Source organism: Rudaea cellulosilytica DSM 22992 (assembly GCF_000378125.1).
GTDB lineage: Bacteria > Pseudomonadota > Gammaproteobacteria > Xanthomonadales > Rhodanobacteraceae > Rudaea > Rudaea cellulosilytica.
On record NZ_KB899241.1, the window covers coordinates 1,006,192 to 1,019,332 of the forward strand.

At 65.6% G+C, this 13,141-nt stretch carries 12 protein-coding genes; 8 read left to right on the forward strand and 4 right to left on the reverse strand.

The features are described from left to right. Window positions 1–51: 51 nt before the first annotated feature. Window positions 52–1,296 carry a sensor histidine kinase gene (locus tag F455_RS0104545; protein ID WP_018972088.1) on the forward strand — a complete coding sequence of 415 codons (1,245 nt, stop codon included), beginning with the start codon at window positions 52–54 and terminating at the stop codon, window positions 1,294–1,296. 58 nt (window positions 1,297–1,354) lie between these two features. On the opposite strand, the gene F455_RS0104550 is transcribed toward F455_RS0104545, so the two are convergent. Beyond that, entirely contained in the window at window positions 1,355–3,001 is a 1,647-nt protein-coding gene (locus tag F455_RS0104550; RefSeq protein WP_018972089.1) for an L-lactate permease, read from the reverse strand. A gap of 334 nt (window positions 3,002–3,335) precedes the next feature. On the opposite strand from F455_RS0104550, the gene F455_RS0104555 reads away from it, so the two are divergent. The 6 genes from F455_RS0104555 (at window position 3,336) to F455_RS0104580 (ending at window position 9,613) form a co-directional block, all read left to right on the forward strand. Then, window positions 3,336–4,673, forward strand: coding sequence for an FAD-linked oxidase C-terminal domain-containing protein (locus F455_RS0104555; RefSeq protein ID WP_018972090.1), 1,338 nt, complete (start codon window positions 3,336–3,338; stop codon window positions 4,671–4,673). A 5-nt stretch (window positions 4,674–4,678) separates the two neighbouring features. Next, window positions 4,679–5,740 carry a glycolate oxidase subunit GlcE gene (gene glcE / locus F455_RS0104560; RefSeq protein WP_033409243.1) on the forward strand — a complete coding sequence of 354 codons (1,062 nt, stop codon included), beginning with the start codon at window positions 4,679–4,681 and terminating at the stop codon, window positions 5,738–5,740. 2 nt (window positions 5,741–5,742) lie between these two features. After that, complete coding sequence (gene glcF, locus F455_RS0104565; protein WP_018972092.1) at window positions 5,743–6,996, forward strand: glycolate oxidase subunit GlcF; 1,254 nt, start codon at window positions 5,743–5,745, stop codon at window positions 6,994–6,996. A 64-nt stretch (window positions 6,997–7,060) separates the two neighbouring features. Beyond that, window positions 7,061–8,113, forward strand: a complete 1,053-nt coding sequence (locus F455_RS0104570) for an oxidoreductase (protein WP_018972093.1) — start codon at window positions 7,061–7,063, stop codon at window positions 8,111–8,113. A 97-nt stretch (window positions 8,114–8,210) separates the two neighbouring features. After that, a complete protein-coding gene (locus F455_RS19765; RefSeq protein WP_169337293.1) occupies window positions 8,211–8,987 on the forward strand; it encodes a protein-disulfide reductase DsbD domain-containing protein in 777 nt (258 codons plus the stop codon). 14 nt (window positions 8,988–9,001) lie between these two features. Beyond that, the gene (locus tag F455_RS0104580; protein WP_018972095.1) at window positions 9,002–9,613 is read left to right on the forward strand and encodes a thioredoxin family protein; all 612 of its coding nucleotides are present in this window, start codon (window positions 9,002–9,004) and stop codon (window positions 9,611–9,613) included. A gap of 16 nt (window positions 9,614–9,629) precedes the next feature. Here the strand turns inward: F455_RS0104580 and F455_RS0104585 are convergent, their stop codons facing one another. From F455_RS0104585 to F455_RS0104595, 3 genes are all read right to left on the reverse strand, one after another. After that, window positions 9,630–10,910: an MFS transporter gene (locus F455_RS0104585; protein ID WP_018972096.1), complete on the reverse strand. Its 1,281-nt coding sequence runs from the start codon at window positions 10,908–10,910 to the stop codon at window positions 9,630–9,632. 18 nt (window positions 10,911–10,928) lie between these two features. Further along, on the reverse strand, window positions 10,929–11,462 hold the full coding sequence (locus tag F455_RS0104590) for a PadR family transcriptional regulator (protein WP_018972097.1): 534 nt from the start codon (window positions 11,460–11,462) through the stop codon (window positions 10,929–10,931). A gap of 160 nt (window positions 11,463–11,622) precedes the next feature. Next, on the reverse strand, window positions 11,623–12,138 hold the full coding sequence (locus F455_RS0104595) for a lipocalin-like domain-containing protein (RefSeq protein WP_157578443.1): 516 nt from the start codon (window positions 12,136–12,138) through the stop codon (window positions 11,623–11,625). 132 nt (window positions 12,139–12,270) lie between these two features. On the opposite strand from F455_RS0104595, the gene F455_RS0104600 reads away from it, so the two are divergent. Continuing rightward, window positions 12,271–13,131: a LysR family transcriptional regulator gene (locus F455_RS0104600; RefSeq protein ID WP_018972099.1), complete on the forward strand. Its 861-nt coding sequence runs from the start codon at window positions 12,271–12,273 to the stop codon at window positions 13,129–13,131. The last annotated feature ends 10 nt before the right edge of the window (window positions 13,132–13,141 follow it).

The window sequence follows — 13,141 nt, forward strand, 5'->3', positions numbered from 1 at the left end:
GAGCTGTAAGCGGTGATTGCTTTTGCACGGGCGAAGCCGCAGCCTATCGGCATGCCCTTCAAGCTCAGCCTGCGCACGCGCGTCGCTCTCACCTTTGCCCTGCTCGGCCTCGTCGTCAGCGCCTGCCTCGCATTCATCTCGCTGCACTTTTCCGCTGCCTACGTCGGCCGCGTCGCGCGCGAAATGCTGCGCGTGGAAGGCGAGTACATCGTCCAGCGCTACGCCGAATTCGGCGCGTTGCCGCACACGCATTCGGCGCATTTCCGCATCTTCCTCAGCGGCGCAAAGGGTAATGAGGCGCCACCTGTCGAGCTGGCCGCTCTCCAACCCGGGGACCCGTACGAGATCGGGGACAGCGACCCGCACCGCTATGTCGCGGTGCATGCGACCGCCGACGGCCGGCGCCTATACATCGTGCTCGACATGGGCATGGAAGGCGTGCGCGAGCGCCGCTGGACACGCGACCTGATCGCACTGGTGGTCTTCGGCACGATCTTGTCCGCCTGGCTCGGGTGGTTCTGGGCTGGACGCGCGATCGAGCCGGTGCGCCGTCTCGCCCGCCGCGTCGAGGTGCTCGAACCCTCGCGGCGCGGCGCGGAGAAACTCTCGCCCGGTTTCGCCGAGGACGAGGTCGGCGCACTCGCGCTCGCCTTCGACAACTACCAGGAAAAACTCTATGGCTATGTGCGCCGCGAGCGCACCTTCACCGCCGATGCCAGCCACGAGCTGCGCACGCCGCTCGCGGTGATCCGCGGCGCGATCGAGGTGCTGCTCGACTCCGGCCAATGCGGTGCGGCGATCGTGACCCGGCTCAAACGCATGCAGCGCGGCGCCGACGAGCTGCGCGACCTGCTCGATGCCCTGCTTGTGCTCGCGCGCAGCGACGAGTCGGACGCGAACGAAGGCCGCACGCCCGATCTCGACGAACTCGTGCGCAGCCTGCTCGCCGAGCGCCGCGATGCGCTCAACGAAAAACATCTCGGCCTGCAACACGAAGGCATGGCGAATGTCGCGGTTGCCGCGCCGCAGAAAGTATTGCGCGTGATCCTCGGCAATCTGCTGCGCGCGGTGACGCAGTTCGCCGACGGCGGCGTGCTGCGCGTCGCGGTCACGCCGGACGCCGTGCGCATCGTCCACGAAGGACCGCCCGCGACCGCCGAGGCCGCGTCGCTCGACGTGCGCGAGCACGCGCTTGGCCTCGGTATGATCCGCCGTGTCTGCGAACGCTGGGGCTGGCGACTCGAGGAAAACGTGGCCGCTAACGGCGACCATGCGTTCGTGCTGCGTTTTGCCTGAGCCACGGAAGCCCTGATTAACCTACTGCGCTCGCTCGTTACGGTTAAGCAGAGATTCCTTACGGCGCCGGCAACGTCATGCTCGCCGGCTGCAGGAAGTGGAACGCCACCGCGATCACGATCAGATAGGCGAGCAGGACGAAGGTCCAGCCCATGTTGTGGCGGATCACATCGCCTTCCTTGCGCACGAAACGGCTCGTCGACACGCCCACGCTTGCAGTCTGCGGCGCTATCGGTTTGCCGATTTCCGCGCCGACCGAATTCAGCGTCGGCAGCAGCAGCGGTGGCAAGCCGAGCTGCGCGCCGACCAGCGCCTGGAATTTGCCGAACATCGCGTTCGTCGAGGTGTTCGAGCCCGACAGCGCGACGCCGATGAAGCCGAGGATCGGCGCGACCACGATGAAGGCGGTGCCGAGTGAGGCGAAGCCTTTCGCCAGAGACGCCGCCATGCCGGAGAAGTTGAACACGTAGGCCAGCCCGAAGATGAACACGCCGACCAGCAGCGCTCCCCACATCTGGGTGAAGGTCTTGCGGAAGACCTGGCCGAGCAGGTCGCCGGTGAGCTTGCCGATCGCGAACAGCCATGCCGCAACCAGCGCCCATGCGACCAGGATCGCCGTGCCGCCGACCCATGGCGCGAAGTTGAACACCGCGCTGACGTCGGGCTTGGCCGCTGTGCAGGCAGACCCCGCCGCGCAGGCCATCGCCGCGGTCTTGAACCAGCTCACCTTCGGCAGCGGCGACCAGGGTCCGGTCCACAGCGCGACGACGACGAGCAAAATCGCGAACGGCAGCCATGCCTGCACGACTTCGCCCGGACTCAGGCCGTGATCGCGCTTGTGTTGCGCGAGCGCAGCCGCGTCGAGCGGCACGCCGCCGTAGCCGAGGATCGCGCTCGGCTGCCAGAATTTGAGCAGCAAGAGCAGCGCAGCGAAACAGACGATCGATCCGGTCACGTCGGGCAGGTACGGCCCCATGTAGACCGCGACCGGATACTGGCCGAGGATGTAGCCGAGCGATCCCACGACTGCGAGCGGCCATGCGCTCCACATGCCGGCACGACCGGAGACGAGGTACAGCAGCACCCACGGCGGCAGCAGGGCGAGCACGGCGACGACCGAGCCGATCGAACCCGACAGCGCGAGCAGCGGATAGCCGGTGACCGCGGCGAGGCCGATGATCGGCGCGCCGAGCGCGCCGTACGACACCGGCGCGTTGTTCGCGATCGCCGCAACGCGGATCGCGTTGAGGTCGGAGATGCCGAGCGAAATCAGGATCGGCGCGACCACGGCCCACGGATAGCCAAAGCCGACGAGGCCTTCGAGCAGGGCGCCGAAGGCCCAGGCGAACAGCATCGTCTGCACGCGCACGTCGGCACTGCCCTGCGCGATCAGCCAGCGCCGGAAATTCTCGAACAGGCCGGTCAGCGACAAGGTATTGAACAGGATCAGGCCCCAGAACGTAATCCAGTTGACGTTCCACATGCCGGTCGCTGCACCATTGAGGAAGGCCTGCGAGCCGACGTCGAACGGCATGCGCCAAACCCACATCGCGAGCAGAAAGGTGACCAGCGAGCCGGCCATCACCGCGATCCACGCCGGCGCGCGGAATACAGCGAGCAGGACGAGCAGGAACACCACCGGAATCAGCGCGACCAGGCAAGTCAGGGTCAGATTGCCCAGCGGATCGATCACCTGCGTAAACATGCAGCCTCCCGTGTTGGACGATACCCACAAAACATATTTTTGTTTTTTTGCGGCGCCGTCGTTGCCACGGCCGCTCCGCCGTGGGGGATATACTCCTCCCGCGCAGCATTGTCACCCTGGCCTGTTTTCGGCACGCTGGGTGTCACCCCTGATCTTTCGGCGTTAGCATGCGGACATGTCCGCCAGCGATGCCCGCATACCGCCCCCGGCCACCGACGCGCGACGCGCCGAACTTCGGCGCGCGCTGGGCGACGCATTGCCTGTCAATTGCTTGTTATGCGACACAGAGCAGACTGCACCATTCGAATGCGACGGACTTTCCGCTTTCCGGCAAATGCCGCTCGCGGTTGCGTTGCCGAAAACCGCAGCGCAAGTGCGCGAGGTGCTGCGCGTCTGCCATGCCTTGCAGATGCCTGTCGTCGCGCGCGGCGCGGGCACGGGACTGTCTGGCGGCGCGATGCCGTGCGCGGATGGCCTCGTATTGTCGCTGGCGAAATTGAACCGCATCCTCGAGCTCGATCCGATCGCCTGCACCGCACGCGTCGAACCGGGCGTGCGCAATCTCGCCGTGTCCGAAGCAGCAGCACCGTTCGGTCTGTACTACGCGCCCGATCCGTCGTCGCAAATCGCCTGCTCGATCGGTGGCAATGTCGCGGAAAATTCCGGCGGCGTGCATTGCCTGAAATACGGGCTGACCGTGCATAACGTGCTCGGCCTGCGCGGCTACACGATCGAAGGTGAAGAAATCGTGCTCGGCGGCGGCGCGCTCGACACACCCGGGCTCGACCTGCTCGCGCTCGCCATCGGTTCGGAAGGCTTGCTTGTGGTCGTCACCGAAGTGACCCTGCGGCTGATCCCGAAACCCAGCGTCGCACAGGTCGTCATGGCCTCGTTCGACGACGTGGCCAAGGCGGGCGATGCAGTCGCCGCGATCATCGCGGCAGGAATCATTCCGGCGGGTCTGGAGATGATGGATCGCAAGGCCACAGTCGCGGTCGAGCCGTTCGTGCAGGCAGGCTATGACCTCGGCGCAGAGGCGATCCTGCTCGCAGAAAGCGACGGCACGGCCGGCGAAGTCGCTGATGAAGTCGCCGAGATCGAGCGCGTACTCAAAGCCGCCGGTTCGACCGGGTGCGTGGTCTCGCAGTCGGAGGCCGAGCGCCTGCGCTTCTGGTCGGGACGCAAGAACGCGTTCCCTGCAGCCGGGCGCATCTCGCCCGACTATTACTGCATGGACGGCACGATCCCACGCAAGCACCTCGGCCGCATGCTGCGCGCGATCGAGGAGATGGAAAAAAAATATGCCTTGCGCTGCATGAATGTGTTCCATGCCGGCGATGGCAACCTGCATCCGCTGATCCTGTTCGACGCGCACCAGGAAGGCGAGTGGGACCGCGCCGATCGCTTCGGCGCCGACATCCTCGCGCTCTGCGTCGCGCTCGGCGGCACGATCACCGGCGAGCACGGCGTCGGCATCGAGAAGATCGGCTCGATGTGCGTGCAGTTCACGCCAAGCGAGCGCGAAGCGTTTTTCGCGATCAAGCGCGCCTTCGATGCCGACGGCCTGCTCAATCCTGGCAAGGCGATTCCGACCTTGCATCGCTGCGCCGAATTTGGCCGCATGCACGTGCACGACGGCCAGCTTCCGTTTGCCGACCTGCCGCGGTTCTGATGTCGATGGAAACCTCGCTCATCGAACTGCGCGAACGCATCCTCGCCGCCAATGCGGCACGCGCGCCGTTGCGCCTGCGCGGCGGCGGCAGCAAGGATTTCTACGGCGAAGCGCTGGCCGGCGAAGTGCTCGACACGCGCGGCCATGTCGGCATCATCGACTACGAACCGTCCGAACTCGTCATCACTGCGCGCTGTGGAACGCCGCTTGCCGAGATCGAAGCCACACTCGCACAGCACGGCCAGTGTTTGCCGTTCGAGCCACCCGCATTCGGCGACGACACGACGATCGGCGGCGCGGTCGCCGCGGGCCTGTCCGGACCGCGTCGCGCCTATGCCGGCGCCGCGCGCGACTTCGTCCTTGGCGCGCATCTCGTCGATGCGCAAGGCGAATTGCTGCGTTTCGGCGGCCAGGTGATGAAAAACGTTGCCGGCTTCGACGTCTCACGCCTGCTCTGCGGTTCGCTCGGCGTGCTCGGTCTGATCGCGCAGGTGTCGCTCAAAGTGCTGCCGCGTCCGCGCGAGGAAATCAGCTTGCGCTTCGATGCCGATATCGCGGATGCGCTGGCGACGTTTCACCGCTGGCGCGCACAACCGCTGCCGATCACCGCCACCGCCTGGCACGACGGCGCGGCAACGGTGCGCCTGTCGGGATCGCCGAGCGCCCTGCACGCGGCGCGTGCGACGCTCGGCGGCGCGCCGTTGAACGATGCGGACGCGCGGACGTGGTGGCTTGGTTTGCGCGATCAGACTTACGGATTTTTCCGCGATGACAACCAGCCGCTGTGGCGTTTGTCGCTGCCTGCCACGGCGCCGATCGATATTTCCGGCGGCGATCTGATCGAATGGTCCGGCGCGCTGCGCTGGCTGCGCAGCGAGGCACCGGCGGCGGAGATTCGCGCGACGGCTTCGCAACTCGGCGGCACGGCGATGCTCTGGCGTGGCGCGCGCGCGGCATCGATGTTCCATCCGCTGTCGCCGATCCAGCTCGAACTGCACAAACGCCTCAAGCGCCAGTTCGATCCGCACGGCATCTTCAATCGCGGCCGCCTGAGCGCGGAGTTCTGAGTATGGAAGCGCATCTCGCCGAGCGGATCAAACGCACGCCCGACGGCATCGAGGCCGAATCGATCCTGCGCGCCTGCGTGCATTGCGGCTTCTGCAACGCGACCTGCCCGACCTATCAACTCACCGGCGACGAACTCGACGGCCCGCGCGGACGCATCTACCAGATCAAGCGCGTGCTCGAAGGCGAGGCACCGGGAGCGTCGACACAGCTGCATCTCGACCGCTGCCTGACCTGCCGCAACTGCGAGACGACGTGCCCGTCCGGCGTGCGCTATGGGCGTCTGCTCGATATCGGCCGCGCGGCGGTCACCGAACGCGTGACGCGGCCCGCGATGCAACGTTGGCAACGAAATTTTTTGCGCTTTGCACTGACCCGGCAAGGGTTGTTCAATTCTGCGGTGCGCATCGGCCGCGCATTGCATCGCCTTGTGCCGCCGACGCTGCGCGGCAAACTCCCATCTGCGCGCGCTGCCGGCGCGTGGCCGCGCGCGACACATGCACGCAAGGTGCTGCTGCTCAATGGCTGCGTGCAGCCGGCATTGATGCCAAGCATCGACGCGGCGACCGCGCGCGTGCTCGATGCCTGTGACATCGAAGCCGTCGTCGCGCCGAACTCCGGCTGCTGCGGCGCGATCGATTTTCATCTCGACGCCCACGCGGCCGCGCAGGCGCGCGCTCGGCACAACATCGATGCCTGGCTGCCGCTTCTCGACGGCGGTGTCGAAGCGATCGTCATCAACGCTTCGGGCTGCAGCGCAATGGTCAAGGACTACGCGCATCTGCTGCGCGATGATTCGACGTACGCCGACAAGGCGCAGCGCATCGCCGCGGCGACGCGTGATCTCGCCGAATTTCTGCCGCCGCTGCTGGGTGCGCTGGGTCTGCGCAAACCGGCGACGCTGCCGGAAACGCTGCGCCGCGTCGTCTTCCATCCGCCGTGCACGTTGCAGCACGCGCAAAAAGTCACCGGCGCAGTCGAAAACATGCTGGCGGCGTTCGGCGCCGAACTCGTCCCCTTCGCCGAATCGCATCTGTGCTGCGGCTCGGCCGGGACCTATTCGATCCTGCAGCCGGAATTCTCACAGCGACTGCGCGAGCGCAAACTCGAAAACCTGCAGCGCGGCCGCCCGGCGATGATTCTCTCGGCCAACATCGGCTGCCTCGCGCATCTCGAAGCAGCGGCAGCGGTGCCGGTGCGGCATTGGGTCGAGTGGCTCGATTCGGTGCTGGCCCTTACCGACACGCGCGCGCAGTGAGCGGCGCTGGCTGCTTCGCCGGGGTTCGCCTTACACTCGCAAGCCTTCGATATTCTCACCTGCGATGTCTTCCTCTCCCATTCGCGTCGGCCTGATCGGCTACGGCTATGCCGGCAAGACTTTTCACGCGCCGCTGATCGCGGCAACGCCGGGCTTGAAACTCGCCTGCGTCGCGTCGAGCGATGCGGCGAAAGTGCACGCCGACTGGCCGCAGGTCGAAGTCATTGCAGATGCGCAGACGCTTGTCGCGCACAACGATATCGATCTCGTCGTCATCGCCTCACCGAACGACACACACGCGCCGCTCGCCCGAGCCGCGTTGCGTGCTGGCAAGCACGTCGTCGTCGACAAGCCCTTCGCGCTCGATCTCGACGAAGCGCGCGCCGTCATCGCCGCCGCGCGCGAGAACGATCGTCTGCTTTCGGTTTTCCACAACCGCCGCTGGGACAGCGATTTCCTCGGTGTAAAACAGGCGATCGCCGACGGCCTGCTCGGCCGCGTCACGCATTTCGAATCGCATATCGATCGCTTTCGCCCCGAGGTGCGTGCACGCTGGCGCGAAGGTGCGGGACCGGGCGGGGGCCTGTGGTTCGATCTCGGCCCGCATCTGATCGATCAAGCGCTGCAGTTGTTCGGCCTGCCCGAGCGCGTGCAGGCGAATTTCGCACGCCAGCGCACCGGTGCGCTCAGCGACGACTGGGCGCACGTGGTGCTCGACTATGCCGGCGGTCTGCGCGTGATTCTGCATGCGAGCATGCTCGTCGCCGGCGGCAGCCCGCGCTTCATCGTGCACGGCGAGCGCGGCAGCTTGATCAAGCGCGACACGGATCAACAGGAAGCCCAACTCAAAGCCGGCGTCGTGCCTGGCGCGGATGCTTGGGGGATCGATCCCGACATGTTTGTGTACCATGACGGCGGCGCTGCGCCGCGCAGCATTCCCGCGCCACGCGGCGATCAGCAACAGTATTACGTCGCCATCGAGCGCGCCCTGCGCGGACTCGGCCCCAATCCGGTCACGCCCGACGAAGCGCTTGCCGTGATGAACGTAATCGAGACGGCACAACGCTCGGCACACGAGGGTCGCTCGCTGCCGCTCGCGTCGCTTACGCCAAGCTAACGCCCGCGATGCTAGCGTGCGCAAGCCGTTCGCGGTTTTGCCGGTCGTCTTGCCCGTCATGCGAATTTTCGCCGCTGCGTTTGCTTCGCTCCTTACCGTGTCCATCGCACACGCGACGGCGGTCGCGGACGAGCATCTCGAAGTCGAACTCGTCGGCGCACGCGACGCACTCGTGCCCGGGCAGACGGCATGGCTCGGCCTGCGGCTCAAACATGCACCGCAGTGGCACACGTACTGGATCAACCCCGGCGATTCCGGCCTACCGACCAAGCTTGCCTGGACGCTGCCCGCGGGCTACGCCGCCGGCGGCATCGCCTGGCCGGCGCCGAAGCGATTCGATCTCGGCGAGCTGACCAATTTCGGTTACGACGGCGAAGCACTGCTACCGGTGCCGATCAAGGTGCCGGCGGACGCCGCCATCGGCACGCGAGCGCATCTTGCGCTCGAGGCGAAGTGGCTTGTTTGCCACGAGGAGTGCATCCCCGGCAAGGCGACGCTGGTTCTCGACCTGCCGATCGCGCAAACCGCTGCGGATGCGCCCTATCGCCAACTCTTCACCGATGCGTACACGGCGCAGCCGCAACCCGCGCCGTGGCCTGCGCAAATCAGACTCGCCGGCGGCCGCATTGAGATCGCCGTGCGCGGCACGGATCTGCCTGCCGCCCCGCACGATGTGTTCCCGGTGCAAACCCGCGTCGTCGCCAACGCGCCGCCGCATATCGAAACACGCAACGGCGAACTCGTGATTAGCTTCGCCAAGAGTGACTATTTCACCACCATGCCGAAGCCATTCGATCTCGTGCTGCTCGACCGCAGCGCGCGCAGCTGGCTGCTGCATGCGGACTCCACAGAACCTTCCACTACGCACCGCTAGAGGAGACACCGACCATGTCTTTGCGCATCTCCATCCTCGCCGCCTTCACCGCGGCCGTCGTCAGTTCCGGCGCGTTCGCTGCCGTCACGGTCGGCAGCGCCGCACCGGATTTCTCGCTACCCGATGCGAACGGCAAGACGCAGACGCTTTCGCAATACAAGGGCAAGACCGTCGTGCTCGAATGGAACAATCCGGGCTGCCCGTTCGTGCAGAAACACTACTCGAGCGGCAACATTCCCAAGCAACAGGCCGACGCGACGAAAGAAGGCGTCGTCTGGCTGACGATCAACTCGGGTGCGAGCGGCAAGCAAGGCCATCTCGACAACGCGGGCGCGCAGGCGTTCGTCGCCCAGTACCACGCCGCGCCGAGTGCGTACCTGTTCGACGGCGATGGCAAGGTCGGCCATCTCTACGGCGCGAAGACGACGCCGCACATGTACATCGTCGACGCCGGCGGCACGCTGCGCTACATGGGCGGCATCGATTCGATCGCGAGCACGGACAAGGACGATCTTGCCAAGGCAACTCAGTACGTGCCGCAGGCACTCGCCGAACTGAAAGCCGGCAAGCCGATCAGCGTGAAGACATCGGAGCCGTACGGCTGCGCCGTGAAATACGGGCCGTAGCGTAGGGCGGGGACGCTCAGGACTCAGCCTCGGCGGGCACCACAGGCGCCGCCACACGCGGCGACTCGGGGTGGCCGACGCGGGCGATCCAGAACATCGCGAACACGGTCAGCGCGGCCCCGATCCAGCCGTTCGTCTCGTAGCCGACGAGGGTATTGCCCGGACCGATGTCGAGCAGCATGCCGCCGACCCACGAACCCAGGCCCACGCCGAGCGACTGTATCGCGGTCGCGATGCTCATGAACGCGCCGCGTTGTGCGGGCTCGGGCACGGTCGTAAGCAGCGCCTGCATCGGAATGAAGCGGCCCGATGCCGCGACCATGAAGAACGGGAAGAACGCGACAATCGCGATGAACGGCAGCGCCGGCAGATGGGTGATGAACAGCAGCGGCAGGATCGAGAACCCGGCAACCCAGCGGAACACGCGCACCTTGCCGTAGCGGTCGGCGAGCTTGCCGATCGCACGTGCAGTGAACAGCGTGCAGAGGCCGCCGGCAATGTAGATCCACGCGATCTGGTCGGGCGCGACGCCGTGATTGGCGACGAGCACCGGCGAGATGAACGGGATCACGATCATGTTCGAAGCGACCACGGACAAAGTCAGCGCGAACGCGCGCAGATGCGCAGGCTTGCCGATCAGGCGCAGCAGATTCGGCACGACTTGCGTGAACGGCGGCGGTGTCTTCGCCAGATGCGCGGTCAGCGAGGGCACGAGTCGTATCGCCGCGAGCAAGATGGCCACGCAGAGCACGGTCAACAGCACGAACGCCGCCTGCCAGCCGAAGTGGGCGCCGAGCGCAACGCCGGCCGGCACGCCGGCGATCGAGGCGAGCGAGAACGAGGTCATTACCACGCCCATTGCGGTGCCGCGGCGCGATTCGGGAATTACATCGCCGATCACGGCGAGGACCATCGGCCCGAGCACACCGGCGGTCACGCCGGCGAATGCGCGCGCGAACAGCAGCAGATGGAAGTTCGAGGCGAGCGCACAGCCGAGATTGGACAGCGCAAACAAGCTGAATACGACGAGCAACAACCTGCGCCGGTCGAAGCGATCGATGTAGGTCGCGGCGAACAAGCCGGTCAGACCCGAGCACCAGGCATAGGCCGATACCGCCGCGGCGAAGCCGGCGGGGCCGATGGCGAAGGCCTGCATGATCTGCGGACCGAGCGGCATCATGACCATGAAGTCCATGATGACGGTGAATTGGATCAGCGCGAGCAGCCAGAGCAGGCCGCGTTCGCGCGCAGGCGCGAGCAGGCCCGGCTGCGCGGCCGGAGGAGTTTGAGTGTTCATATTCGTTTGTCTATTTATTCAGGGGAGTTTGCGGATCTCGGCCGCGGCGCGGTCGAGAATCGCGACGATCTTCTTCATTTTTTCCGCGGAGAGCTCGGTTTGCGCCTGCGCGCGCAGCAGGTCCTTGATCTCATGCATTGCCGCGCGAATCGCGACGATGCCGTCACGCTCATCGCCACAGCCCGCGCCCATGCGCATGAAAATCGCATCGACGAAGGCGCGGTTCTGCTTGAGGAAGGCGCGGCCGTCAAGTGTGATGCTATGCAGTTTCTTGTTGCCGTCCGCCGTGACCTCGACATGGCCCAAATCCTCGAGCAACGCGAGCAGCGGATAGATCGCACCGGGACTCGGCGCATAGCCGCCGCCGACGCGTTCCTCGATCTCCTTGATGATCTCGTAACCGTGACGCGGCCGTTCCGCGATCAGCTGCAGCACGATGTAGCGCAACGCGCCAGCGTCGAACATCTTCGGCCCACGCGTATAACCGCCGCCGCTTTGGCGATCGTGCCAGCGCCCTTGCAGGCGATGACGGAAGCGGCGGGAGGAGAACATCGGCAGGCATTCCGATATATCGAATTAAGATATATCTTACGAGTGACGACATCGCTTTGCAAGGAATTTCTACCCGGAGATTCTCTTCATGCAAAAAAAGCCGCCCTTCGACTGGGCGGCTTCCCTTTTTGACACGCCCGCTGCGCAGCCTGCGCACGACTCACTTGCCGCGCAGACGCTTCCAGCCGCTGATCGGCACGTCACCATTTGCGCGCGGCGGCACTTTGTAGCTCAACAAATCGCCGTCGAGTTCGTACTTTCGCACCTGCGTCGTGCCCTCCCAATTCGGATAGGTCGCGCCGTCGATGTGCAGCGTCAGCGTATGCGCAACCGCATCGACGCTGATCGTGCCGAAATGCGAGCTCGTACCGAGTGCGGCCGCGCGGAATTCGTCCGCGGTGCCTAGGCTCTTCTCGCCGGCCGCAAACTTCGGCCTCGCCGTACTGAAGATCAGCATCGAGTAGTGCCCCGCGTGATCGATCTGCAGCAGTCCCTTGGGTGCGTTGCCGTAATCGTGATCGCGCCTGCCGTCCGCATGCAGCAGGTCGGCGTAGGCCAGCGTCCAGGTGCCTTCGAGTGGGGGCGCGAGGCGCGTTTCAGCAGCCATTGCCGGACCCACAAAAGGCAGTGCAAGCATTGCGAAGCGGAAGAACTGTGTGCGGGGAGAAGGTTTCATCGTGCGATCCTTCTTGTGAGGGCCGATTCGGTTTCCGATTCGCGCCGAAACCTGGTCGGACGGAACACAGTCTAGGCAACGGTGTAAGATAATAAAATCCTATTATTGCTATTTCATCGATATTGAATTGTTATGAAACAATATCGTCCACTCGATCTCGACGCGGTAAAAGCGTTCGTATTGGCCGCGGAGCTGCAGAGCTTCACTCGCGCCGCCAACGCGCTGGCCACGAGCCAGGCTGCGGTCAGCGTCAAGCTGCAGCGGCTCGAGACGCAGCTCGGCCACCGCCTACTTGAACGTACCCCGCGTCAGGTGCGCCTGTCGGCTGAGGGCGCGGTTTTTCTCGACGCCGCGCGCGAGCTCATCAGCGCGCACGACCGCGCCGTTGCTTCGTTCTCCGTCGAAACCCATCGCCTCGCGATCGGCATCAGCCAACATCTGGTCGGCGCGCGTCTGCCTTCGCTGCTGCAGCGACTGAATGCGCACGATCCCAAGCTGCGCATCGACCTGCGTGTGGCCGGATCGGGCGAGCTGCTGCAGGCGCTTCGCGTAGATGCGCTCGATGCCGCAATCGTGCTGCAAAACGACAAACAGCGCAGCGGCGAGGTGCTGTATGCCGAAGCATTCCGCTGGATTGGCGCCGCGCACTGGCATCCGCGCGCCAGGGAGCCGTTGCCGCTGTCCACCCAAGGCGAATCGTGCGCGGTGCGGCGCGACGCGGTACGTGCGCTCGACGCCGCCGGGATCGCCTGGATCGAGGCGTTCATCGGCCAGGGAGCGGCCTGCGTCGGCGCCGCCGCCGCGGCCGGTCTGGCGATCGCCGTGCTCGCCGAGCGCGCTGCGCCGCCAAACACGGTGGACCTGGGCGCTCGTCTAGGCCTGCCGCCGTTGCCCAGGCGCAAAGTCGTGCTGCATTCGCGGCTGCGCGATCGGCGCTCGCGCGAAGCACTGAAAGTCGTGAGCGCGGCGTTCCGCGACGATCGCCGCTACTAGCAAGCGAAAA